Annotated in this window: 24 protein-coding genes and 1 tRNA gene; 7 read left to right on the plus strand and 18 right to left on the minus strand. The window is 63.2% G+C overall.

All coding sequences use genetic code 11. The features are described 5' to 3' along the window. Positions 1-402: 402 nt before the first annotated feature. From ACZ5IQ_RS02975 to ACZ5IQ_RS02990, 4 genes are read right to left on the minus strand one after another with little or no spacing between them, the layout of a single operon-like run. On the minus strand, positions 403-732 hold the full coding sequence (locus ACZ5IQ_RS02975) for a M48 metallopeptidase family protein (protein ID WP_464480767.1): 330 nt from the start codon (positions 730-732) through the stop codon (positions 403-405). After that, positions 732-3677, minus strand: a complete 2946-nt coding sequence (locus ACZ5IQ_RS02980) for a type I restriction endonuclease subunit R (protein WP_464480768.1) — start codon at positions 3675-3677, stop codon at positions 732-734. Before ACZ5IQ_RS02980 ends, ACZ5IQ_RS02975 begins: the two co-directional genes overlap by 1 nt. Beyond that, positions 3674-4924, minus strand: coding sequence for a restriction endonuclease subunit S (locus tag ACZ5IQ_RS02985; RefSeq protein WP_464480769.1), 1251 nt, complete (start codon positions 4922-4924; stop codon positions 3674-3676). The genes ACZ5IQ_RS02980 and ACZ5IQ_RS02985 overlap by 4 nt, the downstream gene beginning before the upstream one ends. After that, positions 4921-6744: an N-6 DNA methylase gene (locus ACZ5IQ_RS02990; protein ID WP_464480770.1), complete on the minus strand. Its 1824-nt coding sequence runs from the start codon at positions 6742-6744 to the stop codon at positions 4921-4923. Before ACZ5IQ_RS02990 ends, ACZ5IQ_RS02985 begins: the two co-directional genes overlap by 4 nt. 108 nt (positions 6745-6852) lie before the next feature. On the opposite strand from ACZ5IQ_RS02990, the gene ACZ5IQ_RS02995 reads away from it, so the two are divergent. Further along, the gene (locus tag ACZ5IQ_RS02995) at positions 6853-7470 is read left to right on the plus strand and encodes an SLATT domain-containing protein (protein ID WP_464480771.1); all 618 of its coding nucleotides are present in this window, start codon (positions 6853-6855) and stop codon (positions 7468-7470) included. Further along, positions 7457-8749, plus strand: coding sequence for a nucleotide-binding domain-containing protein (locus ACZ5IQ_RS03000; protein ID WP_464480772.1), 1293 nt, complete (start codon positions 7457-7459; stop codon positions 8747-8749). The genes ACZ5IQ_RS02995 and ACZ5IQ_RS03000 overlap by 14 nt, the downstream gene beginning before the upstream one ends. A 421-nt stretch (positions 8750-9170) precedes the next feature. Here ACZ5IQ_RS03000 and ACZ5IQ_RS03005 read toward each other — a convergent pair whose 3' ends face one another. The 4 genes from ACZ5IQ_RS03005 to ACZ5IQ_RS03020 form a co-directional block, all read right to left on the minus strand. Further along, positions 9171-9815 carry a hypothetical protein gene (locus ACZ5IQ_RS03005; RefSeq protein WP_464480773.1) on the minus strand — a complete coding sequence of 215 codons (645 nt, stop codon included), beginning with the start codon at positions 9813-9815 and terminating at the stop codon, positions 9171-9173. 153 nt (positions 9816-9968) lie between these two features. Next, on the minus strand, positions 9969-10577 hold the full coding sequence (locus tag ACZ5IQ_RS03010; protein ID WP_464480774.1) for a PIN domain-containing protein: 609 nt from the start codon (positions 10575-10577) through the stop codon (positions 9969-9971). 30 nt (positions 10578-10607) lie between these two features. Further along, positions 10608-11111 (minus strand): helix-turn-helix domain-containing protein, encoded by a 504-nt coding sequence (locus tag ACZ5IQ_RS03015; protein ID WP_464480775.1) that lies wholly within the window; start codon positions 11109-11111, stop codon positions 10608-10610. A gap of 115 nt (positions 11112-11226) precedes the next feature. Beyond that, on the minus strand, positions 11227-11595 hold the full coding sequence (locus ACZ5IQ_RS03020) for a hypothetical protein (protein ID WP_464480776.1): 369 nt from the start codon (positions 11593-11595) through the stop codon (positions 11227-11229). 227 nt (positions 11596-11822) lie between these two features. Between ACZ5IQ_RS03020 and ACZ5IQ_RS03025 the strand changes: the two genes are divergently transcribed. Continuing rightward, the gene (locus tag ACZ5IQ_RS03025) at positions 11823-13082 is read left to right on the plus strand and encodes a hypothetical protein (protein WP_464480777.1); all 1260 of its coding nucleotides are present in this window, start codon (positions 11823-11825) and stop codon (positions 13080-13082) included. A gap of 56 nt (positions 13083-13138) precedes the next feature. On the opposite strand, the gene ACZ5IQ_RS03030 is transcribed toward ACZ5IQ_RS03025, so the two are convergent. Beyond that, entirely contained in the window at positions 13139-14653 is a 1515-nt protein-coding gene (locus ACZ5IQ_RS03030) for a rolling circle replication-associated protein (RefSeq protein WP_464480778.1), read from the minus strand. A gap of 174 nt (positions 14654-14827) precedes the next feature. Here ACZ5IQ_RS03030 and ACZ5IQ_RS03035 point away from each other — a divergent pair. Both ACZ5IQ_RS03035 and ACZ5IQ_RS03040 read left to right on the plus strand, forming a co-directional pair. Then, a tRNA-Phe gene (locus tag ACZ5IQ_RS03035) sits at positions 14828-14892 on the plus strand. 202 nt (positions 14893-15094) lie between these two features. Beyond that, the gene (locus ACZ5IQ_RS03040; protein ID WP_212813307.1) at positions 15095-15403 is read left to right on the plus strand and encodes a hypothetical protein; all 309 of its coding nucleotides are present in this window, start codon (positions 15095-15097) and stop codon (positions 15401-15403) included. Between the two features lie 178 nt (positions 15404-15581). On the opposite strand, the gene ACZ5IQ_RS03045 is transcribed toward ACZ5IQ_RS03040, so the two are convergent. From ACZ5IQ_RS03045 to ACZ5IQ_RS03070, 6 genes are all read right to left on the minus strand, one after another. Then, entirely contained in the window at positions 15582-16349 is a 768-nt protein-coding gene (locus ACZ5IQ_RS03045; protein WP_212813305.1) for a DUF6882 domain-containing protein, read from the minus strand. Between the two features lie 4 nt (positions 16350-16353). Further along, positions 16354-17058 (minus strand): hypothetical protein, encoded by a 705-nt coding sequence (locus tag ACZ5IQ_RS03050; RefSeq protein WP_212813304.1) that lies wholly within the window; start codon positions 17056-17058, stop codon positions 16354-16356. A 19-nt stretch (positions 17059-17077) separates the two neighbouring features. Beyond that, the gene (locus ACZ5IQ_RS03055; RefSeq protein WP_212813302.1) at positions 17078-19258 is read right to left on the minus strand and encodes a hypothetical protein; all 2181 of its coding nucleotides are present in this window, start codon (positions 19256-19258) and stop codon (positions 17078-17080) included. 4 nt (positions 19259-19262) lie between these two features. Further along, positions 19263-19550: a type VII secretion target gene (locus tag ACZ5IQ_RS03060; protein WP_464480779.1), complete on the minus strand. Its 288-nt coding sequence runs from the start codon at positions 19548-19550 to the stop codon at positions 19263-19265. Positions 19551-19752: 202 nt separating this feature from the next. Further along, positions 19753-20298: a hypothetical protein gene (locus tag ACZ5IQ_RS03065; RefSeq protein WP_212813298.1), complete on the minus strand. Its 546-nt coding sequence runs from the start codon at positions 20296-20298 to the stop codon at positions 19753-19755. Between the two features lie 55 nt (positions 20299-20353). Next, entirely contained in the window at positions 20354-20482 is a 129-nt protein-coding gene (locus ACZ5IQ_RS03070; RefSeq protein ID WP_256370092.1) for a hypothetical protein, read from the minus strand. A 499-nt stretch (positions 20483-20981) separates the two neighbouring features. On the opposite strand from ACZ5IQ_RS03070, the gene ACZ5IQ_RS03075 reads away from it, so the two are divergent. Both ACZ5IQ_RS03075 and ACZ5IQ_RS03080 read left to right on the plus strand, forming a co-directional pair. Beyond that, the gene (locus tag ACZ5IQ_RS03075; RefSeq protein WP_212813296.1) at positions 20982-22010 is read left to right on the plus strand and encodes a hypothetical protein; all 1029 of its coding nucleotides are present in this window, start codon (positions 20982-20984) and stop codon (positions 22008-22010) included. 37 nt (positions 22011-22047) lie between these two features. Beyond that, positions 22048-22314 carry a DUF6480 family protein gene (locus ACZ5IQ_RS03080; RefSeq protein WP_212813294.1) on the plus strand — a complete coding sequence of 89 codons (267 nt, stop codon included), beginning with the start codon at positions 22048-22050 and terminating at the stop codon, positions 22312-22314. Here the strand turns inward: ACZ5IQ_RS03080 and ACZ5IQ_RS03085 are convergent, their stop codons facing one another. The 3 genes from ACZ5IQ_RS03085 to ACZ5IQ_RS03095 all read right to left on the minus strand — a co-directional run bounded on the left by ACZ5IQ_RS03085 (position 22315) and on the right by ACZ5IQ_RS03095 (position 24361). Further along, on the minus strand, positions 22315-22947 hold the full coding sequence (locus tag ACZ5IQ_RS03085) for a flavodoxin family protein (RefSeq protein ID WP_212813292.1): 633 nt from the start codon (positions 22945-22947) through the stop codon (positions 22315-22317). A gap of 91 nt (positions 22948-23038) precedes the next feature. Next, positions 23039-23662 (minus strand): pyridoxamine 5'-phosphate oxidase family protein, encoded by a 624-nt coding sequence (locus ACZ5IQ_RS03090; protein WP_464480780.1) that lies wholly within the window; start codon positions 23660-23662, stop codon positions 23039-23041. Positions 23663-23701: 39 nt separating this feature from the next. Next, positions 23702-24361 (minus strand): histidine phosphatase family protein, encoded by a 660-nt coding sequence (locus ACZ5IQ_RS03095; RefSeq protein WP_464480781.1) that lies wholly within the window; start codon positions 24359-24361, stop codon positions 23702-23704. Positions 24362-24393 lie beyond the last annotated feature (32 nt).

A 24393-nucleotide genomic window follows, 5' to 3' on the forward strand; every position in this document is an offset into this window, starting at 1 on the left:
AGAACATACGAATGCGAATGTATGTCCTGGGCGGGGATCTAGAGCAAATCGGGCTGCTTGCGGGCGAGCCGGCAGTGGCCGACGAGCTCCTTAGGACTCTCGCTGGCGTTGGATTGGCCGAGTCCGACCTACTTGGCGCCTTGGCCATCCGCCTCAATATGCATATCGGTGACTCAGCGCATGCAACCGAAGTCTTCCGCGCGATGAAGGCTGCTCAGCGAGCGTTCGCTGAGGCCTGGACTGCAGCGCGATCTGCCTCCGATACCTTGCGGCGGTGCGCGTCGGCCAGCCCGGATTTACCTACTGCGCATACAAGCGACCCGTCGTCGCATGATGCCGAGGGCTAACATCCACTTAACAACGCGTGTCGTTGACGGGGAGCCTCCGACCATTCCACGGGAATCACCTGCGCACCTCCCTGATAGGACTCGATGCCTCTAGCTCGCGCCAGCCGGGAACTAGCGCAGTCATCATCGCGGTAAAGGCTTTTCCGTGGGAGCGGTATCGCAGGTGGAGCAGTTCATGAACGACGACATAGTCCTGGAAGGCCGGGGGCATTTCGACAAGATCCCGTGCAAGCGTGATCACACCGTCCGGTGCGCACGAGCCCCACTTTCTAGTGAGCTCGGCGATCACGATGCGGGAAGGATTCACTCGAATCTTGGTCGCCCACGCCATCGCCTTGCGGGTTAGCGCTTGATCGGCGGTCAGCGGCATCTTCGGCCTTGCCATCAGACCTTCTCCAGCACTGTCATAACGTTGTCGATAATCTCGGCGCAGGACTTTGGAGGTACCTGACTATCCAGCAGTGGTTTGTAGAGTCCACTGCGCAGGCGGCGGCGCTCCTCGGGATTCTGCCGCCAGTGCGGGAACTGATCTACCGCCACCTCGATGCTCACCGCAACCCTCTGGATATCGACCTTCAGCCCACGCAACGAGTGCTCGGTTCTCAATGCCGAGTAAATACCGAAGGCGCGATCCGACAGTCCGCTCTGCCGGGCGAACTCGCGCAGCTTGTCCTTCTCCTCCGCAATTGCCTTGAGCTCATCTAAAGCGGCAAGGCCGTTGACCTTTCGCTCTTCGAGGTTTTCGATGACACGGTCGGCCCTTTCTTTTATGCTTTGGAGCGCCACCGCGGCTGCCGGGTTGTCGTCCATCTCCTTGCGTAAGCCACGCAACAGGTTGTAGACCTTCTCCTCAGGTGGTCCGTCGTCCCTACCCAGGGCCTCCAATGTTGGGACATCGAACGTGGCAAACTTGGTAAACCTACCGAGACCTTCTTGAGTTGCGGTCTCTTCGACCAGATGCTTGGTCTTGTGCTCCAGATCGGCAGTGAAGGTGGTCGCCTCGGAGTAGGCGTTTCGCACGGCCGCGTACAGAACAGATAGGCGCTTGTACGTCGCGATGTGGTCGCGCAACTCCGCTGAGGGCGAGAGTATTTCCCACAACGCCTCGATGTCGCGGTAGTCGTCGAAAAACTTCTTGCGCTCGTCCTCCGATACAAATTTGCCGTAAACGATGCCTTCTAACTGCTCGTCATCACCTTGGCCGCGCGTGACCTGCAGGTACTCGCTGGAAGCAGCGTCGATCTTCAGCAGTAGATCAGCCATCAGCAGATCGAGGTCTTGCAGGGCGCCTTCGACATCGGCGGAATCGAACCGCAGCGCCTTGTGAAGTTCTTTCAAGATGCCAACGAAGTCTACGACGAGACCCACCTTCTTCTGCACACCCTCGCTGTCGACATATGGTCGGTTCACGCGCGCAAGCGCCTGGAGGAGGACGTGGTCACGCATCGGCTTATCGAGATACATCGCGTACAAGATCGGCGCGTCGTAGCCGGTGAGCAACTTGTCAGTGACGATCAGGATCTTGGGCTGTTGATGGCCCTTCTTAAACTGCCGACGCACCTCTCTCTCGCGGTCATCGGAAAGCTGGAGCTCATGTACGTCGGGACGGTCGACGACATCGCTCGCATTCTTGCTATAGACCACCTCGGACCACTCGGGCGGTAGCAGCTTGTCGAGCGCCCGCTTATATTTCGCACACGTCTCACGGTCGACCGCGACGAGAAAGGCCTTGTACCCCAGCGGATCCACGTTCTCATTGAAGTGGTTCGCGACGAACTCAGCCACCTGCGCGACGCGGCTGTCAGAGCCGAGGAAGGTGCGGAGTCCGACTGCTCGCCGCAGTACGTTGTTGAGTTCATCGATGTCGGTGACGGCCTCGTCGGACGCAAGGGCGTAGAACTGCTCGTCCAAGTCCTCTGGTGCCATGGACATCGACGACGGCGCAAGCATGTACTTGATCGGCAGAGTGGTCTCGTCCTCGATCGACTCAATGATCGAGTATTTGTGCAGGTAGCCCATTTCGTCCTGTGATCCGAAGATCTGGAACGAACTTGTGCCACCGCCTTGTGTCCCGCCGACCGGGGTGCCCGTAAAGCCGACAATGGTGGAGTTTGGGACCGCCGCCATGAGGTATGAGCCGAGGTCAGCAGCGACCGATCGGTGAGCCTCGTCGATGAAGACAAAGACGTTGTCGCGGTTGGAGCTGTCCTTCCGGATTGTCTCGAACTTGTGGATCATCGAGACGACCAGGCCTCGGAAGTCGGAATCGAAGATGTCTTGCAGGTCATCCTTGCTGTTGGCACGCCGAACCGGGATGTCGTTGGCCTGCATCTCGCCGAGCAGTCTGTCGACCCACTCCTTGAGCTGGCCCTCCAGCTCGGTGCGGTCAACGACGAGGATGACGGTTGCGTTGTTGAAGCGGTCCTTCTGGCTGAGGATCAACTGCGCCGCCGTTAGCAACGTGAAGGTCTTGCCGGAGCCCTGCGTGTGCCAGATCAGCCCCCGGTTCTTCGCCTGGTCGGCGCACCGCGCGACCACCGCATCGACTGCACCGCGCTGGTGCTCGCGGAGGACCGATTTCTTCGTTTCACCGTCTTCGACATAGAAGAGCACCCACTCGCGCAAGGTGCGCAGGAAGTCACGCGGCTCGAAGAACGCCTGTACGGCATCGCGGTAGGACTCGTCGCTCGTGTGCTTCCACCTAATGAGCATGCGGCGGTTGATGTTCCACGTGACGCCGTACCAGTATTCGATCAGGTGGGTCTCGTTGTGAAGCTGGGCCTGAGCCAGAAGCTCTGGCGTCTCCATCTCGTAACGTCGAAGCTGGGTCACGGCTTTGGTGAGCGCGTCGCGGTCTTTTGGGTTCTTGTGCTCGACGATGGTGACCGGAATTCCGTTGACGACGAACATGACGTCGGCGCGGTTCCCTTTTGCCCGGGCCGGCGGCTCGACCTTCCACTCCCACGTGACGTGTAGGGCGTTCTCGTGGGGCAGATCGAAGTCGACAACCTGAACCGGGCGCTGGCGCTGTTCGCTCTCGTCGTGCCATTGACGTTCGCCTCGGAGCCAACGCAGCACCTCTCGGTTGCCCTCGATCGTGGCGGGCAGCGCTTCAATGCTCTCGACGATCGCGCGGGCCTGGTCCTCGGTAAGCCACGGGTTGAACTGCCGCAGCTTGTTCTCCAGCACCTCGGGGAACAGCATGTTGGCCCGACCGCGACGCATGCGTTCGGCTTCCTCTGGCGCAAGTTGCTCCCAGCCGACGGCTGAGGCGTGCTTCACCATCGGGAATTGCACCGATTTGGCCTCGGAGATCTTGATCTGACTCATGCTGCAGTCCCGTCGATTGACGGCAATGCGCTCAAGTCGAGGTCGGCGACCGAAATCTCTCCGGTCATCAGCTTGTGCAGCAACGACTTGAAGAGCTGGTCAAGCACGTCGCGCTTACGGCCGAGGAGCTCGATCTTGCGGTCGAGTGCGTCCAGCACCTCGACAATCTCCTGCTGTTCGATGATGGTTGGCGGCCACGGCACGGTCATCCCACGGAGGAAGCCGCACGTCAGCGCCCCCTTCGTGCTACCTCCGCCGGAAGCGACCGCACGCAAGTGGTCGTACTGAGTCTCAAGGTATGCGCGTACGAACTTTGGTTCAGCCTTCTCAAGGTCCGTCTGAAGGTAGGCGAGGTGTTGGTTGATCGTTGCACGGATACTGAGGACGGCCGCATTACCTAGGGTTTTGCCTTGTCCAGTGATAGCCACCAGAACGGCTCCCGGCTCGAGCACGGGCAGATGACACTCCTTCAGGGCGACGTCAGTCACGAACTGGTCTGCATCTTGGATGTCACGGTCGTAGACCTTTGCGCTGTTGAGCCATGGGAAAGTCCCACCGTCCCAGTAAGCACCAGTCGATCGTTTCGGGGTCGAACCATTCCCGATTCGACCGAGCTCGCCCAGACGAATAAGTTCCCAGCTCTCGGGGATTCGGCCGATCTCGGTTTCCTTCTGTGCCTCCCCCCGCAGGCCCCGCGAGAACAACTGCTGCATCGTCGATCTCTTGGTCTCGGTGGTCGTGCTGAGAGCCGCCTCTTCCTGTTGAATCTGAGTCAGCAGGAAACGAAGCGATCGTCCGATGGCAACCTGATCTTCCAGAGGAAAGAACGGAATCTCCAGCTCGCGCAGTGTGGTGCTGTTAACGCTGGCGAAGGTTGATCCGGTAGCTTGCGCCTCGAGAACGGGCTTCATGAAAGCAAGGGAGAAGTACAGGTACCACGGCTCCACGCCCTTCGCGGCGCGGATGACTGACACCCCGCGTCCAACGACTGCGGCTTCGGTTGCCATGTTGACATCGCCGACTGGGGCGCGAACCGAGATCAATACATCGGCAGGCCTCGCGAACTTGTTGCCTTCTGTGCACCAAACTCGTGGTGTGGGGTGCATGAGTCCGAAGTCTGCCTTCCCCTGATAGAAGGGGAGGCCGATACTTTGCTCGTTGTAGGTCGATGAAGGTGGAGACTGCCCGAGAATGACATCAGCGACGTCCGGATCACCAAGCCTGACAGTCGCGGTCACCGGGCTCACTGGACCTTCTTTAATAGGGCGAAGAGGACGTCATCATTCTTGGCGGAGTCAATGGCAAGGGCCTCCAACTCAGAAATCAGTTCGCTGATGCCTCGGTGATCGGAACCCTCAGCCGAGGTGACCCAGCGACTCGGACTGAGGTTGTAGTCAGCCCCGATAGCCTCCCCGAGGTCGATGACCGCTACCTCGCCTTCAACCGGCTCACCCACGTTGAAGAGATTGGCGAGGTCAGCGACATCCGCGTCCGCGAGGTGGTTCTTGGGTCGGCCTTTGGTCAACCGCTTGCTCGCGTTGACGAGCGTTATCTTGCCCTTCTTGGACTCAGGCTTCCGCTTATTGAGCACCACGATGACGCCAGCGGCCGTCGTGTTGTAGAAGAGGTTGTCGGGCAACAGGATGACGCCCTCGACGAGGTCGCGGTCGACGAACCACTTGCGGATGTTGCGTTCCTTGTCTTCGTTCTTCGAGCCCGAGCCGCGAGTTACGGCACCGGTGTCGAGGACGACCGCCGCACGGCCGGTGTCCTTGAGCACCGAGAGAGTCTGCTGGAGCCAGGCCCAGTCACCCTTGCCTGACGTTGCGCCACCGTGTTTGATGAACCGGTCGTACGGGTCGTCCTCGAAAATGCTCGGGTCAAAAGGCTGGTTCCACATCGGGTTGGCGACGACAAGATCGAACTGGTCGAGTGATCCCGACGAGGTCCGGAACTTAGGATTGATCATGGTGTCGCCCCGGCGTAGGTCGACGTCCATGTCGTGGATGATTGCGTTCATCCGGGCGACGGCGTAACTCTCGGCCTGTAGCTCTTGACCAAACAGTTTGAGCGGGATCTTGGCGGTCGGGTCCAGCTCGCGCGCGATGAGCTGGAGCTTGATGAGTAGGCCGGCGGAACCGCAAGCGTAGTCATGGCAGGTCTGTCCTGGCTTCGGCCTCAGGATGCGCGCCATGAGGAATCCGACCTCGGTTGGAGTGAAGAACTCGCCCGCACTCTGGCCCGAGCCTTCTGCGAACTTCCGGAGAAGATATTCGTATGCGCGGCCAAGGAAGTCCGGCTGCACGTCTGCGAGGCCGAGGCGATAACGCGGGTCGGAAAATGTCTCGACGACGCCATTGAGCTTGGCGGGGTTGATGTCTCGCTCACCGTTGCGCTCGGCCGCGAAGTCGACGACGTCGATGACTCCGGCGAGGCTCGGGTTGAATCGGACGACGGCACGCACGGCCTTAGTGAGATGTTCACCGATGTCGCGTGGTCGTGTAGACCGACCGCGCTCGTCGTCAGGCCAGTCGTACGGCACGCGTCCGCTGATGACGGACCAACGTGCCTCGGCCGGGAGATAGAAGCGGAGCAGGTCGTGGTCGTTGTCCGCGATCTCCAGGGCGACGTCACGGTCGCCGTACTCCTCGGCGAGTCGGTCGATCTCGTCGTCAAAGACATCGGAAAGGCGCTTAAGGAATAGCAGCGGCAGCAGGTAGTCCTTGAACTTCGGCGCGTCCTTCTCGCCTCGGATCGAGCAAGCGGCGTCCCACAGCATCTGCTCCATTGGCTTTGTGGTCGGAGTCGCTGGCTTAGCTTGGCGGCCACGGCGACGGGTGACTACTGCTCCACCGGCAGCCGGGGCATCGCTGGGATCGACGCCAGCTTCCTCGGCCAGAGCGTTGATCTTTGCGAGCTGGGCCCTCTGCGGCTTGCTGGAGCCGGCTTCCCACCTGTTCACCGTGGCGAAGGAGACACCGAGCCGCTCGGCCAACTCGCCCTGGGTCAGATCTAGAGCAGCGCGGATGGCTTGAAGGTGCGCGGGACGAGTCGAGGATTCCGTCATTATGTTATGTTTGCATAGTGATATAGCAAATGCAACCTCGTCTAGTCAGTTGACCAAGGTAGCCAAGACACCTGCACGCCGCCGGCGTGCTGCAACGGAGAGGGCTGTATGGCAGAGCCAACGGAAGAGACTGCAGCAGCGGAAGGCAGGCCTAAATTGTTGCTCGCACAAGTCCGTGATTTGTACGGACGCGCTGCGTACACGCACAAAACTCATGAGAAGCAGGCAGACATCTGCTACCGAAAGTATTTGTGGCAGCGCCGAGGGCTTCTGGCCATGACAGCCATAAGCTCGACCACGTTCGTGGCGTCGCTCCTCGGCCAGGCAAACGCGGAGCAATGGGCGCCATTGGTCACCTCGTTCATCGCGTTAGTCGTCACCGCGATGAATCTTGGCAGCAAGAACTTCAATCACGGCGAGGAGATGCAGCAGCACCGTGACACTGCGGCAAAGGTGTGGGATGTCCGCGAGTCCTACCTGTCGCTCATCGTTGACCTTCAAGCGGGAATGTGTTCGATGCAGGAGGGAATCGAACGACGCAACGATTTGCAGAAGCAGTACTTCGCCATCCTCGGTGATGCTCCCCGCACAACCTCAAAAGCCTACGAGGCTGCGCAGGACGGTTTGAAGAGCCGCGAAGACTTGACGTTCTCGGAGAGTGAGATTGACCAGATGCTGCCAGCCCAGCTTCGACAGGGAAAGCCAGCAGCCGATGAAGACAAGTGAGATTTTCGAGGGCCTGCTCACGAACCTACAGGTCGACAACGCCGGCACCATCGGTGCCCGTCGCGATGAAATTGCCAAGGTTCTGAACAAGGAGTTCCGGAACCTCGACAGCTCGAAGGACCATCAGCTCATGGTGGGCTCCTACGGGCGCTTCACGGCAATTCGCGGCATATCGGACCTTGACATGCTTTACATCCTGCCGTCGTCCCTATGGGACAAGTACGAAGGAGAGGACGGACCCTCGGATGTCTTGTCGCGCACGCGCGCCGCTATTCAAGCGCGCTACCCGACATCCAGCGTGAAGGTTGACAGTCCGGTGGTCGTCGTCACGTTCCAAAATTTCATGTTCGAAGTACAGCCCGTCTTCGAGCAAGCGGACGGCTCGTTCAAGTACCCGCATACGAAATCGAAGTCCTGGAAGGTCACTAAGCCGCGCGAGGAGATCAATGAGACCCGAGACTACGACAGCATCACCAATCGGAATTTTCGCAAACTATGCAAGATGGCGCGAGCGTGGAAGAACAAGCACGGCGTAGTCATGGGTGGCCTGTTGATGGACACCTTGGCGTACAACTTCCTGCAGAAGAACGCCGACTACCATTCCGCGACCATGACGACTTATGCCTTCATGGTCCGAGACTTCTTCAAGTTTCTGTCCGAAGAGGACGATCACGACCATTACCAAGCGCTGGGAAGTAAGCAGGATGTAAAAGTCAAGAAGAGGTTCCAGAGCAAGGCGAAGACCGCGTACGAGTTGTGCCTCAAAGCGATTGACGCTGACGGCAACACGACGGTCAACGCTAAATGGAAGAAGGTCTTCGGCAAGCCTGTTCCTGCGGTCGACAGTACCGCGAAGACTGCGAGCGCCTACACGTTCGATCACACCGAAGAGTTCATCGAAGATGAGTTCCCAGTGGACGTTCGGTACACCCTGACCATCGACTGCACCGTCACCCAAAACGGCTTCCGCCCGGATACCCTACGCAGCATGCTTGCCCGACATGTCTGGCTCAGACCGCAAAAAACCTTGAACTTCACAGTCACGGAGTGCGATGTGCCGCAACCATTCAAGTTCAAGTGGAAGGTCTTGAACCGCGGCGAGGAAGCGGAGAAACGAAACGAGATTCGGGGTCAGATTATCAACGACGACACCCGAACACACCGCGAATCCACAAAGTTCCGTGGGGAGCACTATGTCGAGTGTTACGCCATCAAGAATGGCGTGGTCGTTGCGCGGGACCATATTGATGTACCAATCACCACGGCCCAGCATGCCTAAGCCCAAGCCGTTTGCTGGTCGCCGCATCGTGGTCACGATAACACTGGGATCACTTGTGGCACTTCCCAACTTAATTGACCGAGTCGATTGCTAACTCGCTGACGATGTCACGGGCTGGGTTGAATGGCAGGAAATGCCATGTGGCAGTCAATGTGTTTGGCGACGGCACGGGCGAGCTGCCTTGCGCGGCGCTGTGTTGCTCGTCATCCCAGCCGGCGCGCTCAACCGCCCACTCCAGGAGGCTGGGGGCCGACACTGACGCGCACTACCACGGTGCCCGCAGCCTCCGTCCGTGCACGGTGTCAGTGTGCCGCAGCCAATAAGGCGGGGCGCGTCGACCCTGCCCATGAGATTGAACCGAGACGACCGACCTAGACGTCCTACCCAACCAATTCGCATTGGGTCACGGTGACGCCGCTGGTCACGACAGCAGCGGTAGCGCCGCCTCGATCATCACTTTGCCCACCTCGGTGCCCGCCGCGGTGGCGATTGAGGTCATCGCCGCGGTGGCCAACGTCTTGAGTCGACCCGGGGATGGGGAATCCGAGTTCGACTCACCGCGGATCTCCGACACCAGCTGTTCGGCGGCGCCGCGGACGTGTACATCGGCGAGCGCGGGCAATGCCTGTTCGATCGCATCGGCGAGTATGCGCGCCTGTTCTACCTTCTGCTGGACGTTGACAGTCTGCGTAGCGCCGGGACTGTTGAATGCAACGGCGATACCGCTGCTGCTTTCGATGTGCAGATACGGGCTTTGCACCTCGGCGACGCCAGGCAGGTCACGCACCGACTTGCCCGACGCTGCGTACTTCTCGCCGTAGGGGGTCAAGTGTGGCCGGAGAACGATCCCCTGCATGGTGCCGGTGCCGTCGACGTAGCCCTCCTCCATGAGCCACTCTAGTGCGGCGTTCAACTCTTCGCGGGTGACCTCGATGTCGGACCAAGAAGTCGCCTCCATGAAGGCCGCAGTTTTTGCCTCGGCGATGGTGGCCCCTTCGACCCGTAGCTCGTACAGCCACGCCAGCACTGCGTCCCGCAGATTCCACAGACGCTCGGCCTTGTTCATACCGGTCCTCCTCAGTGTGGTTCGGGGTCAGCGTAAGTGCGGGGTCCGACATTGATGATGGAAGTGCGTTGGCGTTGTTGGGGTTGCGCACTCCGCCTCGACCGCTGCAAGTACGGCTGGTCGATCACCGACCAGAACTTGATTGGTGAGCGCTTACCCCGTTTGGTCAGCCGGGTCTCCGGTTTCCGACAACAGCGGGAGCAGGATCTCGGCGACCTCGGTCATGTTTTGCCGTGTCACCAGCAGCTCAAGGATCTGTTCCGGGGTCTGCGGCGGGTTGGTTCGGCGATTCGACATCTCTCGCAACGCGCGGACTCCTGCATGCGGGTGCGCTGACACCGTGTTGGCGGCGAACTGATGTGGGTGCACGGTTTCGATGTCGGCCTCCACGAGCACGCCCGCTGTGCTGAACCCGGCCCGGCGATCATCTGTGACGATGGCGTCGGCCTTGCCGATGATCGCCGCGTGGGCGACATGGCCGTCATCGGGATCATTGAGGGCGTAGCTGTAGTCGCGGTCTTTGGGTGCGTGTACCTCAGAGCCAGGAAATGCAGCCTTCAGCTGGTCGAAAAGGTGCTGACGGCGCCTGGCGCTATCGGTGATCCCGCGCTTGTCGTGCAGGCCGGCGAGTACATAGTCCAGCTCGAAGAGGATTCCGGACCCCCACACGGGTGCGTAGGCCTCTTCGGTGGCTAGCTGCAGCAGGAAGTCGCGCTGAAGGCTCGGCACGAGGGCGCAGGTGTCGAGGACGGCGCGATACACGCGGGCGAGTCTTTCAGACGTCGCGGACGGTCAATGCGTGCGTTTCGCCTCGGCGAGTAACTCGGCGACTTCGTCGGCGTCGGCGTCCGCGAACTCCGCCGAGCTCTCGGTGATGAACCGGTTGCGTCGGGCCCGAAGCTCCTCGCGGTAAGCAAGAACATCGGCGAGCCGCAGCTTGCGACGCACTGCACCGGGTACGTGCGCGTGCAATTCGCCGTCCTCGATAAGGCGAACCACGGTGGGGCGGCTCAGGCCGAGGATCTCGGCGGCCTGCTGGGTGGAGATTTCTCGGTCGCGAGTCAAGATACTTATGGACTGGCCGTGGCTGAGGGCGTGGGCGACACGCTTGAGGACTTCGTAAAGCTGCTCGGTCAGTTCGACACGATCGTGCTCGCCCGCGCCGGACAAGAAGAAGGCAGGCTCAGGCGAGGTCCCGTGACGGGCCTCGTGCGCCTCCATGAAGCTGAGGACATCGGCAAGCCCATCGGCATCGGCCGGAACCGGGCTCACAATCTCCGCGGAGGCGGTGCTCATGGGTCTCACTTCCTCTCATCTCACCGTCGGAACCCAACCAATCGTAGCAAATTTGCGAAAGTTACGAAAAAGTGGCACGCGTTGGACTCTGCGTCGCAATGTCGATTTCCCGACGCTAATCGTAGGTAACACGGTTCGCGCCAGCCGCTTTGAGCAGCCGGTCCCGTGCTTCGCACAGGTTGTCGAGAGCGGAATTCAAGTCGAGGGCGGCGTCGGCCAGTTGGTGGCGCGCTGCAGGATCGCCGTGTGAAGCAAGTATTGCGGTCGCCGAGCGGAGCCTGTTCACGTAGAGCAGCACATCGACGGTGTAGCGAGCCGTCTGCATTGGGGTGGCACCACCAGATCGTTGGAGGTGCTTGTTCATGAGCGCTGTCCAGTCGTCGATGATGCGCCTGTCGAAGCCGTGCAGTGCGTTGAGCGACCAACGTTGCCAGGCTGGCGGCCATCGTCTTAGTGAACGCGAATGTGGTGACGGAGAGGCCATCTTCAAACCCTAAAATCCGTACTCGCCGTATCGCCACATCCGAACGAGATTGCACAGCCGCCGCGCTGAATGCCGTGGCCAGCGAGTTCGCGCCGCGATCAGAATGCGGTTCAGCGGCGCCGGCGGGGGTAGCCTCGATCGTTCGCGTCCTGTCAGGGCGCGCCGGTAGCGTCTATTGGCAAGCGAGCCGAGTGGGTGGTCGATGGTCTCGATTCAACGGAGAAAAGATGGGCAACGAGATCGAACTGGTTGCAGACGGCGACGGTTTGGCCGTGATCGGTAACTCGGCCGATGTTGAGCGCTTCTTGCTCGATCAAGGCCTGGATAAGGCGTCGCCGAAAGTGCTGGATTTAAGCCGTCTTTCGTCGTTGGCCGGTACCAGCGGGGCCTCACTGCGAGTCGGCTCGGAAGTGGCTACAAACTCGGGACGCTGGGTCAAGCTGACTGCTGAGTCGGCGCAGGCCGTCAAGCAATACGGGCTGATGGCGACCAAGACCCCCGGTGTCAGTCACGCGATGATCGGGAAGCCCGGTGAGGTCAAGCAGTGGCTTCAGATCGCTCAGGCCCCGACGAAGCTGCTTGGTGGTCCGTTGGCCCTTTCCGCGGTGTCGACGATGATGCAGCAACAGGCGATGCAGCAGCAGATGGACCAGATCGTGGAGTATCTCCAAGAGATCAACGAGAAGGTCGATGACATCCTGCGTGCACAGAAAGACGCGGTTCTGGCGGAGATGATCGGCGTTGACCTGGTCATCGAGGAAGCATTGACCGTGCGCGACCAGGTTGGGCGGGTTTCGGAGATCACCTGGTCGAAGATCCAATCGGGCTCATTGGTGCTCGCCCGGACGCAGGCGTACGCCATATGCCAACTCGAGGCCATCGCCGAGACTCTGGAGAAGAAGGCCGACCTCGGCAAGATTGCCAAGGCCACCAAGGAGGCCGAGCCCAAGGTGCGCGAATGGCTGGCGGTCATCGCGCGCTGCTTCCAGCTCCACGACGGGGTGGCCATGCTGGAACTCGATCGGGTGCTCGATTCCGCTCCCGAGGATCTCGACAGCCACCGGCTGGGCCTTGCCAAGGCTCGTCAGAAGCGGCTGGGCCTCATCTCGAGCAACACCGCCCGCTTACTGACCCAAATGAATCAGACGATCTGCAACGCGAACTCCAAAGTGCTGCTCAATCCGCGCGACGCGCCGGCGGCCGTGCGGTCGAGCAAGGAGCTCGCTACGGGTGTGATGGCTTTTCGCTCCCGCCTCGGCATCGAGTCCGGCGACGCGCCCAGCGATGCGAAGCGATGGAGCCAGGCCGCGGGCGAGGCGGTGAACAAAGCGCTGGCGACTGGGTCAGTGGGTGCCACCGCGGCAAAAGACAAGGCCACGGATCTGACCGACGCGGCCAAGGTCAGAGCAACTGATTTGACCGATGCAGCCAGAGATAAGACGGCCGACCTCAGAGACTCCGTCCGAACACTGTTCCGGCGCAAGTAATGCCAGTTCCAGGGCAGCGCACTGCGAAGACTGGTGAAAAGTTCCAAATGATGGCGCTACGTGATCGCACGCGCAAGCTGTACGGCAAAGGTTGGGCCATCATTCACGAGCGCGTATCCGCCGGCCAAGCCGCCGTGAGTGCAGAACGTTCGTCGTCGGCGCACACGCCGGTGTTCTACGACGCCTGACTTGCGGTCGAGACGCGAAACCAGGCGTGTGGCCGTGCGCGGCACTACGGAAGTGGGGTAGCGGCTGGCCGAATCGCCGTACACCGCCTGACTCCGTGACCACCGTCGCACGATGCGTCGCGCGGAGAGATAAGCATCTTGCGCGACCTCCACCACGGCGATGGCTTTCTTGAGTCCGTACACACCCCAGAACCGGCCAGGCCCACGTCCAGCCCGTCGCCACGGTTCGGGCACGACGTGCTGGTATTCCTTGTCTCCGTGTAGATTTGGTGAGGAGTGCTTCGTGAAGTAGATGGCCAGGCGCTTCGGATCGCAGGCTTTTAGGCCACTGCGGACGTCGATGGCGGTGCCGGCAAGTCGATGGCGGGCCTTTTGCACTGGGTTGGGGTGGTCGACGACCTCTGCCCACGTCTCGGACAGCCACTGAGCGAAGCCCCGACCCGACCGGCCCGGCGACATGGGTGGTGCCGTCCACAGGTGAATGTGGGGTGCGCCGCGCCGCTGAAATTCCAGTTTCCAGATGTAGCGAGCGGGTTCGCCATACTCTCGTTGAAATCGTTTGCGCCACAACACCATGTGTCGCTTCACGCTCGCACCATCCGGCGCGACGACCTCCCAGTCACCGGGATAGGTGAGCGTGACCATCGCCGGGACACGATCAGACTCCACTAGCGGGCTGTAGTCGAGTTCGGCGAAGGTGCGGCACATCGCGGAGCGTGATTTACGGGACCACTCAGTGATGACACCACCAGAACCGCACGGGTCATTTTCAGGACGACTCCGTCGTGTCGACGACACGACGGCCTGATCATCGTCTCCATCTGTGAGGGCGAGGTCGTTTCTGACTTGCAGCTTCGCATCGTCAACGTCACGTTGGTGATGACCGACGGCTCGTTCGGCAGCTTTCTCGGCCCGGACGGGATTGGTCCACCCGAGCCGCACGACGCCGGGGCCGATAGTGATGCGAAACCGTCCGGATTCAGGTTCGGTACCTCGCCGCCCGGGTCCATACGCCCACGGTGCTGCCGGTTCGAACAGTGCCGCTGCTGCGGTGACCATCTCGGGGCTCGGGAACCGCAGCCCCAATGCGTCGATCGCCCGCAGATCACTGGTCGCGATCCCGTCGGCGAGCGGGCCGCGGACATTTTCGGCACATATAACAAGCCCGCCCGGCGCGGCGGGGTTGAGGCCGGCGCCCCGGTTGACGTCCGGCCGACCACTGTCGCTCTCGCGCCCTGCGGCCTGGGCGGCCTCGGGCGCTCGCGACCTACCGTCAACCGAGGCACCGGCAGCACCATGCCGCAAACACGGGTGTTGTGATGCCGATGTCGAGCCCTGCGTCGAGGGCGTCGGTCCGGTGGCTGACGATGCGATGCTGGGCATCGGGGTGCCTGCTCCCCGGAACCGCCGAGGCTGCACACAAATCAAGCGGCAGTACGGAAGCTCCTGGTCGGGAGTGCAAGCACCGTGTCCGGTTTATGTCCGTTCGCCGGACAGGCTCAGTACGTCAGCCCTGCTCAATGCGGAACATATGACGCACAGAAGCAGATAAACCGCAGGTCAGTGGCTATCTCGTCCGCCTGAAAAGCGGAAGGTCGCCGGTTCGATCCCGGCCCTGGCCACTTCGAGAACCACCTGGTAACGGGTGGTTCTTCTCGTAACTGGGCCGGGTTCTGGCAGGGCGCCGATGACCCAGAGTGACCCATTCTGGATCTAGTCGCCAACGCGGTGGCCCTGATGACCCGCAGCTGGATCATTTCGAAGCGTCGATGGCTCGTCGGAACGGACCGAAAGCTGGGTGGGCGGCGGTACCCTCAGCGCACTATGAGAGCACGACTGCTCGCCGCGACTGCGATGCTCGCCGCGTTCACAATCAGCAACGCGGGCACGGCATCCGCCAACGAATACTCATGCGCCAACGCAGCTGCGGCGAACGGCTACGTCAACTCGAACAAGTTCCTTGCGGAGGTCCAACAGGACTGTGCCGTCGCATACGGGATCGCCAACGCGAAGGGCGTAGGCACTCAGTCTGAGGCCAGCGCCGCTGTCGCCGCCGCTAATCAGTACCTACGTTCCCGCGGGTACGACGCGGCTACGGTTGAGCAGATGGACATCGCTGGACACGGAGTGTAGCCGCGGCGCGTTACTCCGCGGCTCTGTCTCGGGATCAGCCGGGCATCTGCCTACCGCATCGTGAGGGATGCCGCTCTCGACGGCGCCGTCGCAGAGTTAGGCACCGCATGACCGCCTAGACTGTGTGGCGAGGTTTCCGGCTTTGAGCTCACCGATGCCGCTGAAGTACCCCAGCCTGCTATTGACCACCAGGGTCACTCACGATCGTGGTGATCCGCCCGGCCTCGTCAATTCCGATCACAACCTGTCCGTCCGGTGCCTGCAGGACCATGCGGTCGTGCCCGGGGATATCCAACGAAATCCCTTGCCGGCGTTGAGCATAGGCGGTCACCGCCAGGCGGTGATCGGTGATGTCGCCGGTTCGCAGCGCGCGGGTAATCGCCGCCGTGGTGGACACAGCGGCGGCGGTGGGCATCGAGAACTCGTCAGGGTTGTCAAGCAGAAACCAGCTGTATCCGTTCCCATTCGGGGCTCGGTAGTAGACCGGGGCGGGCAGCTCGGAGAGTGCTTGTGCGCAGTAGACGTAGACGGCTTCGGGCATGCCGCGTGCGATCAGCCCCTCGTAGACCCGTTCGGCCGGTTGAAGGTTCTGATACGCGGTCGTCAGCTCCGCCGCGCCGAGTCGCTCGCCTGCCTCCCGGACGTACTGGGCGAGGGAGACTACTGAGTCCGGGAAGTCGTTGATGTTTTCCCAGGCCCACAGCCACGTGTTGGTGCGCGTCGAGGTGGAGCCGATGAAATGTGGGCGGAACACCGCCGCGGGCTCGCGCTCGAACCAGAACACCGGCGGCTCGGACAGGTCTACGCGCCAAGACAGCCCCGAGTACCGGGCGATGAGTTCGGTCTGCGCCTCGATGGACAGGATGAGCGTGTGGTCGACGAGCTGGCCGACGACGTCGCGGTCTCTCGTCAAGGTGAACTCGAAGCTCGGTGGCTCGCCTGTCACGTGCTTAGTGCGGCACTTCGTCGAGCCCGTTGGCGCTCAAGGTCTCTGTCAGCGCAGCAACCACCCGTTCGGCCGGCCAGTTGTCCGGAGCCGAAATGAGCGTTCCCCCAGCCAGTTCGGACGCCGTGAGCCCATCGGCGACTCGACTGACCGTCCCGACCTCGGCGCTGATCCAGGTGCGGTAGCCGATGCCGATCTTCCAGTTGCCGCGGCGCGCGGCGCTCCGCGTCGGGTCGTCCGCTAGGGCGAACATGGCCGGTCCCCAGGTCCGCGCCACCGCCGCGCACACGATGTCACCGTCCTCTGCGGTGATCGCACCGGTATACATCTCGCGAAGCTCCACCGTCATGTGGTGGCTCGGAAGTCGCCCGCCCGTGGAGACGGATCCCGCAGACACCCTGATCCGCGGCGCCACCCGCGGTCCCGCACCGGCGACCGAGAACACGTATCCGTTCTCGGGCTCGGGGTCACCGTCTATGCCGGTGCCGACGAAGCCGCGCACGATGTCGGCCAGGGCCTCCGGTGAGCCCTCCCAACGCTGATCCTTCGACGTCCGCCAATACGACACATCGAACGCCGCCTGAAGCTCACTTAGCAACGCGTCGGTGCGTTGCGCGATCCATTCGGGGGACTCTCCGGTCGCGACCCACACGGAGCGCAGGATCGCATCCCGGCTCCCCCATACCGGCGCGGTGCCTGCGGTGCTCATGATCTGTCAATCCTAACTTTCACGGCATCCTTGGGGTGTAGATGACCGAGACGTCATAGATGCCGTTGGCCTCAAACAGTTTTCGTATCGCCGCAGCGCCGTACGGGTCGGAGACGTGCCATTCGAGAATCGCATCGGGTGGCAGCGCGCGAAGCTGGCGCTCGACCTGTTCGAGCGTCTTGTCGGCCCGGCCTTCCCAGTAGGTGCTATCCGGCGCGAAAGCCATACCGCGATGCCCGTCTTTCGCTTCGAGGTAGACCTCCTGCGGCCCTCTGAACACCTGTGCGTCGTATTCGACGGGTCTCCCGGTCGTGGGGTCGATCCGGACGTACTCCGGGAGGTGGCCCTCCGGGGTGCGTTCAATACCGCCGACCTGGCCCTGGAAGTCCATCCAAGGCTTGTCCGGGCCGCGGTTCACGTGCCGCCAACCGGGTTCGGTGTCGCCCTTCTGCCAGGTCGACTCGGGAGTATGCGGTGGCCAGTTACCTGGGTGGTACGGATCGCCGGAGTTGTAGTGCGACCCCTGCCCGAGGTCGAAGGCGTCGGGCGACGGCGGGGTGTGCGTCGGCGGAACCTCAACCGGATTCGCATCGTGATGCCCGCCGAGCAGCATGTCCTCGAGCGGACTGTGATGCTCCAGTGGCGGTGGCGCGGTGTCACTGCCGTGCCCGATCAGCCCGTGGTCCCCGGTCGCCGGTACCTCGACGGGTCCGTGCGGAGCGACTGGCAGGTCGGCAGGCGGGTGTGGGGCGACCGGCGCCGCGTCGTGGACGACCCCGTGCTCGATGCCGTGCTCCAGGCCGTGGGTGACGGCGCCCTCGGCTGCCCCGCGTGCCAGTAGGCCTTCCCCGGCCAAAGGTGCAGTGGCTGCCGCGACGGTGCCGTCGAAGAGCGTCTTGCCGGCGTAGCGACCGGGGTCTTCGACCATCGCATGCCCCTCACGCTGCGCAGCCTGGTAGCGCAGGGGATCGCTGCGGATGTCGTCGATCGTGCCGTGCACGAGCTGTTTCCAGGACTCGCCCACACCCGGATGCCCCGGCCCGCCTAGGCCGGTCAGGTTCTCGATACCGGTGAGGGTTTCGCGTCCTCGCTCGTAGAACCCCTCTTGCATGCTGTTGGTGAAGTTGTTGAACTTGTCGCCGAGTCGTTCCCCGAGGCCGGGGATCGGTGGCTTCGGGCCGGGTTCTTGCACAGGTGGCGGCGGCAACGGCTGCTGCGCCTGCGCCGTCATCGCGGCCAGGCGCTGCTCAACCTCCCCGGGCGGTACCCGGGGATCGTTCATCAACACTTGACGCGCCATCGCCAGACCCGCCCGACCCTCGGGGGTTTTGGGATCGAACTTCGGCTCCGAAGCTGGTCCAGCCGCGGCGGGCGGACCACCCGGCAGCATCATGTCCTGCAGCGTGCGGGGATGCTCAGACGCCGCGTCGCTCTTGCCGTCCTTGCCGGCCAGCAGATCCAGCGGATTCGTCGGCTTGTCCGGCTGCGCGGGAGGTCGCTGCTGCGTCCAGGGCGATTTCTCGTCGGGTTTCTTTGCAGGATCCGGTACGCCCAGAAGCCCTGCGAGTCCGCCATTGTCGTCGTCGCCCGGCTTGTCCTGCGGTGGCTCTTTCGGCTTCTGGTAGTCCACGGCCTTCACCGTTGGCTCGTGCTTCCCGTCGCCGTCGTGACCTGGGAACGCGACCCCGTTCAGCGGGGAGAGTGCGCCGTGGATCCGGTCGGCGGTCTGTTTGTCGGCGTCGACCAGCTGCTGCACAGCGGTTTGGATCGCGTGCGCGTGTTCCTTCGCCTTCGACTGCCGGTCCGATCCGTCGCTGAGGAGAGACGGCGTCGACGTGTCCTTCACGGCGAAGTCCTGGCCGACAGTGAACCCGTCCTCCTCCGCCTCGACGATCGCGTTCAGGGCCTGTCGCTTCGCCCACGCCACGTCGCCAGACCCGGTGGTGGCGTGCGCGCTCGCGCTGTGCAGCGCGTCCGCGGCGCCCCGGACTGTCACCAGGTCCGCCCAGGAGCGTTCGGCGGCAGCGTCAGCCCCGGCGCCCTCCCAGGTCGTCCCGCCCGGCCGAGTCATGCCGTTGTGGATGGTCGTGAAGTGCTCCTCCCACGCCTGGGCTGTGCTCGACCAGTGCGTCGCCGCGGCGTCGAGGTGCTCGGTGTTCCACGCTTCGACATCGGCGCGGGTCAGGGATCCGCCGGCCAAGGCTTCAGACCTGAACGGCGGAGATCGCCTGGCCGGAGTCGCCGTCGGTGCGCGTGTAGCGGGCCGCCGCCGCGCGCAGCTTCTCCCCAGTGCTGGTGGCTCGGCCGGAGAGAGTTGAGGTGATGGTGTCGACCAGCGAGTGGCCCATGGTGACGGCAGACGTGCTGGCCTGAGTGTGGTGCCCGGCCGAGGCTGTGGGTGCGGCGCTGCCGGCGAGGGCTGCGGCGGCGGTATCGCAGACGTTGGCGTGCGACTGCAGCCCCTCGGCGTCGACCTTGATGGCATCTGCCACGACGGATCCCCCTCCTCCCCAGGAGATCCAAGGATAAGGCTAGATCTGGTGTGGGGTCCGACGCTGATTTGTTCGGATCCGCGGCCGAGCAGGGGCGGATCAGGAAGCCGACGACGAATACGCGATGGACCACCACTCCACGCGTCGTTCAGTGCGGCCCTCTGCGCCGTGGAGAACCGCGTCACCGCCAATCCGGGTGAGGTTATTCGGCCCGGGTCGGGCGAGGCGCCCACACCCGGCTCCACACTTCACGAATCGCGACGCCGAGCAGAACCAGCGCAAACACCACCAGCAAGCTCAACTTGAGACCACCGCCGAATCCCGTGCCGTAGTGGAGCGCACAGAGGATGATGGCGGCACCGGTGATCGGCGCGAGAATCGTGACAATGCCCGCGGGCCATCGCGCGACGGATATCGCTTCGACCACGGCGGCAATGGTAGTGATGGCCAGCGCCACGACCGCGACGGTCGAGAGGCCGTTCACGATGAAGAACCCATCGTTCAGCGCCGGCGGATGGCCGGTCAGCGGCTCGTACGCCGTCCAGCCAAAGTCTTTGTGTCCCAACCCGACTCCGAATATCGACTCGTCGGAGTCGGCGTACCGCCGCGGCAGGCCGAAGTTCAATGGCGCCGAATTCATCTCCGTCATGAGACGTGCGACGACGAACACCCACCACGACACGGCCCCGGTGACGTGAGCGATGCGCGCCGTAACGAAGCGCCGGCCGTGGAGTTCAACGCAGCTCATCCGAGTACCGCCGCGCCGTTCGGGCCGATCTGTGGCGCCGGCACGAAGCAGCGAGTCATAGTTCGTCGTCTTCGTCCTCAAGCCGCGGGCGTGGCTTGCGCATCACGACCACTGCCCAGATCACGCCGCCGATGAGCGCCGCGACGATGGCCAAGAAGACGAGCTGTCCCGCCAGGTAGTCCATCGCATCCCCCTGCCCCCGAAATCCAAGGATAAGGGGATCGCCGGCATGGTTCCCGCGGAGATTGGGCGTCACCCGCTGAGGTGACAGCAGGACGGAACACGCGCACTCACTCAGCCAACTCGCGGGTGTACCTCGAACCGTGGCGCCGGACTATGTTGGCCAGTGAATGGGCGAAAGCGGGCAATGATGGCCGGTCTCCTTCGGCTGGGCACGTACCTGGCGACATGCGGGGCGCCGGCCCTCGGCCTGTCACCGGTAGCGGCAGCTGACGCGGCTTACGACCCGACCGGCAACCGATCAGGCGGCCCGGTACCGACTGTCAATGGTGTGCCGTGTGTCGGCGGTGGCCTGGGTGTTTGCGTGAGTATGCGGCAGAACCGTCCGCCCGCTTCGGTGCCGCAGTTCGGTGTGGGGCACAGTCCGACGGTGCGCCGCTGAGTGTCGAGCCGCCCGACGCGCAACCGGCGGCCGACGAGTTCAGCTGGGTAAGGTGCTGGCAATGACCAATTTCCCGGAGCCGGCCGACGACCTCGAGCCGCAGCTCGAACCGGTCGCGGCCCGGCTCCTCGATGCGCAGGTGGCGTTCGCCATGCAGCAGCTGCGCGGCGAGAACTACCACAGCCTGGTCCTCGACGAGATCGAGCACGCCCTGTCGGAGGCGTCGGAGATCACGCTGTCCGACGCCGTGACGCCCACGATGATCAAGAACGTCGCCGCGAAGTACGCCGTGCAGGTCCCGGTGGAAGGCGGCATCGCGGAACTGGTCAGTGAGGTCGCTGCCCGGCTCTATCAGCTCACCGCGTCCTCGGACACCCGCTTCGGCGACGTCATCGACGGGCGTCGTTTCAGTGAGCTCAGCGCGATGGTGCTCGAGATGGGCGTCACGCAGCGAGTGCTGGAGCGGATTCTGAGCAGCGAGGCGTTCACCGAATTCTGCGTGACGCTGGTCCAGCACTCGCTCGCCGAATCCGTCACGCAGGGTGGCAGGTCGTTGGCCCGTGGTCGACTGGGCCGCGTGTTCGGCGCAGTCGGTGCCCGGATGCCACAGGGCCCGGTCGAACGGCTGGAGCTGCGCGCCGAGGATCTGGCGCGCCGCGGCGCCCGCTTTCTGCTCGCCCACACGCATGCGGACGAAGACGTGCTCGCCGAGGCGCTCAACGATCTGTGGCGCAGCAACCTGAACAGCCCGCTGTCGTCGGCGATTTCGGTGATTTCGGCCGACGACGTCGAGGACGCGGTCGTGCCGATCTACGAGTTCTGGCGCACCTTCCGGGACACCGACTACTTCCGCGCGCTCCTCGACGAGGGCATCGATCATGTCTTCGAAAAGTACGGCGATGTCAGCCTTTACGATCTGCTGCTCGATCTCGGGGTCGGCCGTGAGGACATGATCGAGGAAGCGCTGCGCTTCGGCCCGCCGGTGATCGCCCTGCTCGATGAGCGCGGTTATCTGGAGTCGGTGCTGCGACGCCGTCTCATCCCGTTCTACGCCTCGGATCAGTTCCGGGAGGCCCTGGCTGGCGGCTGAGCCGTTTGGCTGTGCAGCACCCGGGTAACCACCCGTCATGGCTTCCGACAGACAGCCGAACCAGGCACCACCGGACCCGGATCCGACATTGACCCCGGGCCTGGCACCTGGCGGCGGCACCGAACCCGGCGACACGCCGCCCGATTCCGGGCAGGAATCGGCGACGAGCAATCCCGATCCGACCCCGCCGGCCGGCGGCCCGAAAAAGGTGATCGCCCCGACGGTTGTGATCGCGATCTACGTCATCATCTTCCTGACCATTGCGGTCCTGTTCATCCTGAAGATCGCCGGCGTCTTCAACTGACTACTTGTACGGCGGATACGGCGCGTCGTGCAGCACGCGGGCCAGGTGTGCGGCGTTGCGGGCCGCCGCGGCGGTGGCCGACGCGACCGCTTCCGGGACCTCGTCGAGATCGTTGTAGTCCGTCGACTCCATCGCGGCGCCGTTCCAGTACGTGCAGCCCTGAGCGGGGATGTTGAAGCCAATGTCGTTGAGGCCCTGGAAGATATCGGCGACGGTTTTGTGGGCACCGTCCTCGTTGCCGACGACGCTGACGATCGCGACTTTCTGCGAGACGGCCGGCCGGCCCTGATCATCCTTGTTGGAAAGCTCGGCGTCGAGGCGCTCGAGAACCCGTTGTGCGACCGACGACGGGTGCCCCAGCCAGATGGGCGTGCTGATCAGCAGGATGTCGGCGTCGAGGACCTGGGCCCGGATCTGTGGCCACTGATCGCTGTCACCCATGTCCGCCTCGACGCCGGGCGCGATGTTGTAGTCCACGCACCGGACGGTTTCGCACGCGACGCCCTGCTCCCGCAGCACGGCCAGGACATGCTCGGCGATGAGGTCACTGCTCGACGGTGCCGGGCCCGGTTTGAGGGTGCAGATCAATGCTGTCGCGCGAAGCGGAATCTGAGGCACGGTGGATTCGGTCATGACGGGCGGGTACCCGCGACGGACTGTGACAAACGGAACGGGCGGGGATCACTACTTCCGGAGCCATGCCAGGCGGAGCATCCTCAGCCGGTCACGCGTGGGGTGAGCGCGCCTCCAACTCCGCCACCCGTGCCTTGAGCGCGTCGATCTCGGCCTGCAGTTCGGCCTCGCGGCCGTCGAACCTGGCCTGGTATGCCTCGCCGAGTTCGCGCATGTACTCGCGGTCGAAGCGGGGAATGATGGAGCGTGAGCAGTTCCAGTCGAAGGCCTCGACCGCGATCTCGATCTCGCGCTGCGGTCCGTCCTCGATGACGGTCCCGCGGCCGAAGACCTTGAGGCGGGTGCGTCGCGGGTAGTCGACGAAGAACATCGCCAGCCGGTCGTCGGCGGCCAGATTGCCCAGGGTGACGAACTGGTTGTTGCCGGGCAGATCGATGAACCGCAGCCGTTCGGTCTCGGGCAGGTACCGTACGAATCCGGCTGGGCCACTGCGGTATTGGAGGTAGGGCCAGCCGTTGGGTGTGACGGTGGCCAGACAGAACTGGTCGGCGCGCCGGATCATCAGCAGCTCGCGGTCGTCGAGGCGCTGCGGTCCGTCGTCGGCGCGCTCGGTGTGCCGGCCGTACGCCAGATAGCTGCCGTTGCGCTGCTGACGATCCAGGGCATCGGGGCCGAATGCCAGGTGGTGGTAGTGATTGTTGGGTTCGGCGGACACAACGGCTACGCTACGCCCGCCTTCGAGCCCGGGGATCGGCTAGCGCGGCGGATTGAAGGTGTTCGGGGTTTCCGGGTGGATGCGCTGCACCGTGGGGGCCGGGCGCGTGCCCTGTGGACTGCCGGGATGCAGCGTCACCTGCCAAATACTGCTCAGGTCATTGGGTGTGAAGCACGTCTTGTCCAGGCACGGCACGCATTGCTGGTCGGGGCCGCATCCCGCCACCACGGGAATGCCGAGGAGATTCATGATGCGGAAGATGTTCTCTGTGTTGCCGCCCACGAGTGCGACCGATCCGGCGGGAAGGCTCGAGACTGCTTGGGCCAGCGGTTCGGCGGCTGCGGCGGACGGGGTGCTGGGATCCGCGTTGGGCAACTGCTGAACCGCCAGTCCGCGCGCGGCGGCGGTGTACGACACGGTCTGCTTGGACCGCAGCGCACTCGATGCGTACACGTTGTTGAACCTGATGTCCTGCAGGACCTTGGCGACGGCCTTCGCGTATTGAATCCCGTTGCTCGACAGCGGGAGGGTGGGATCGGAGAACATCGGTTCACCGTGTTCGACGATGTACACGACGGTCGGCGCCCGGTTGGGTGCGTCGGCTTGCGCGGGATTGCTTGCCACCGCGATCGGTAGTGCGCACACAGTGCCCGCGATCGCGATCGAAGCTCGGGTTGTGAGCTTGCGTCGTGCCGCCATCGTTGTCCTCCTGGCCGTGAATGATGTTTGCA

It is taken from the genome of Mycobacterium toneyamaense (assembly GCF_055384815.1).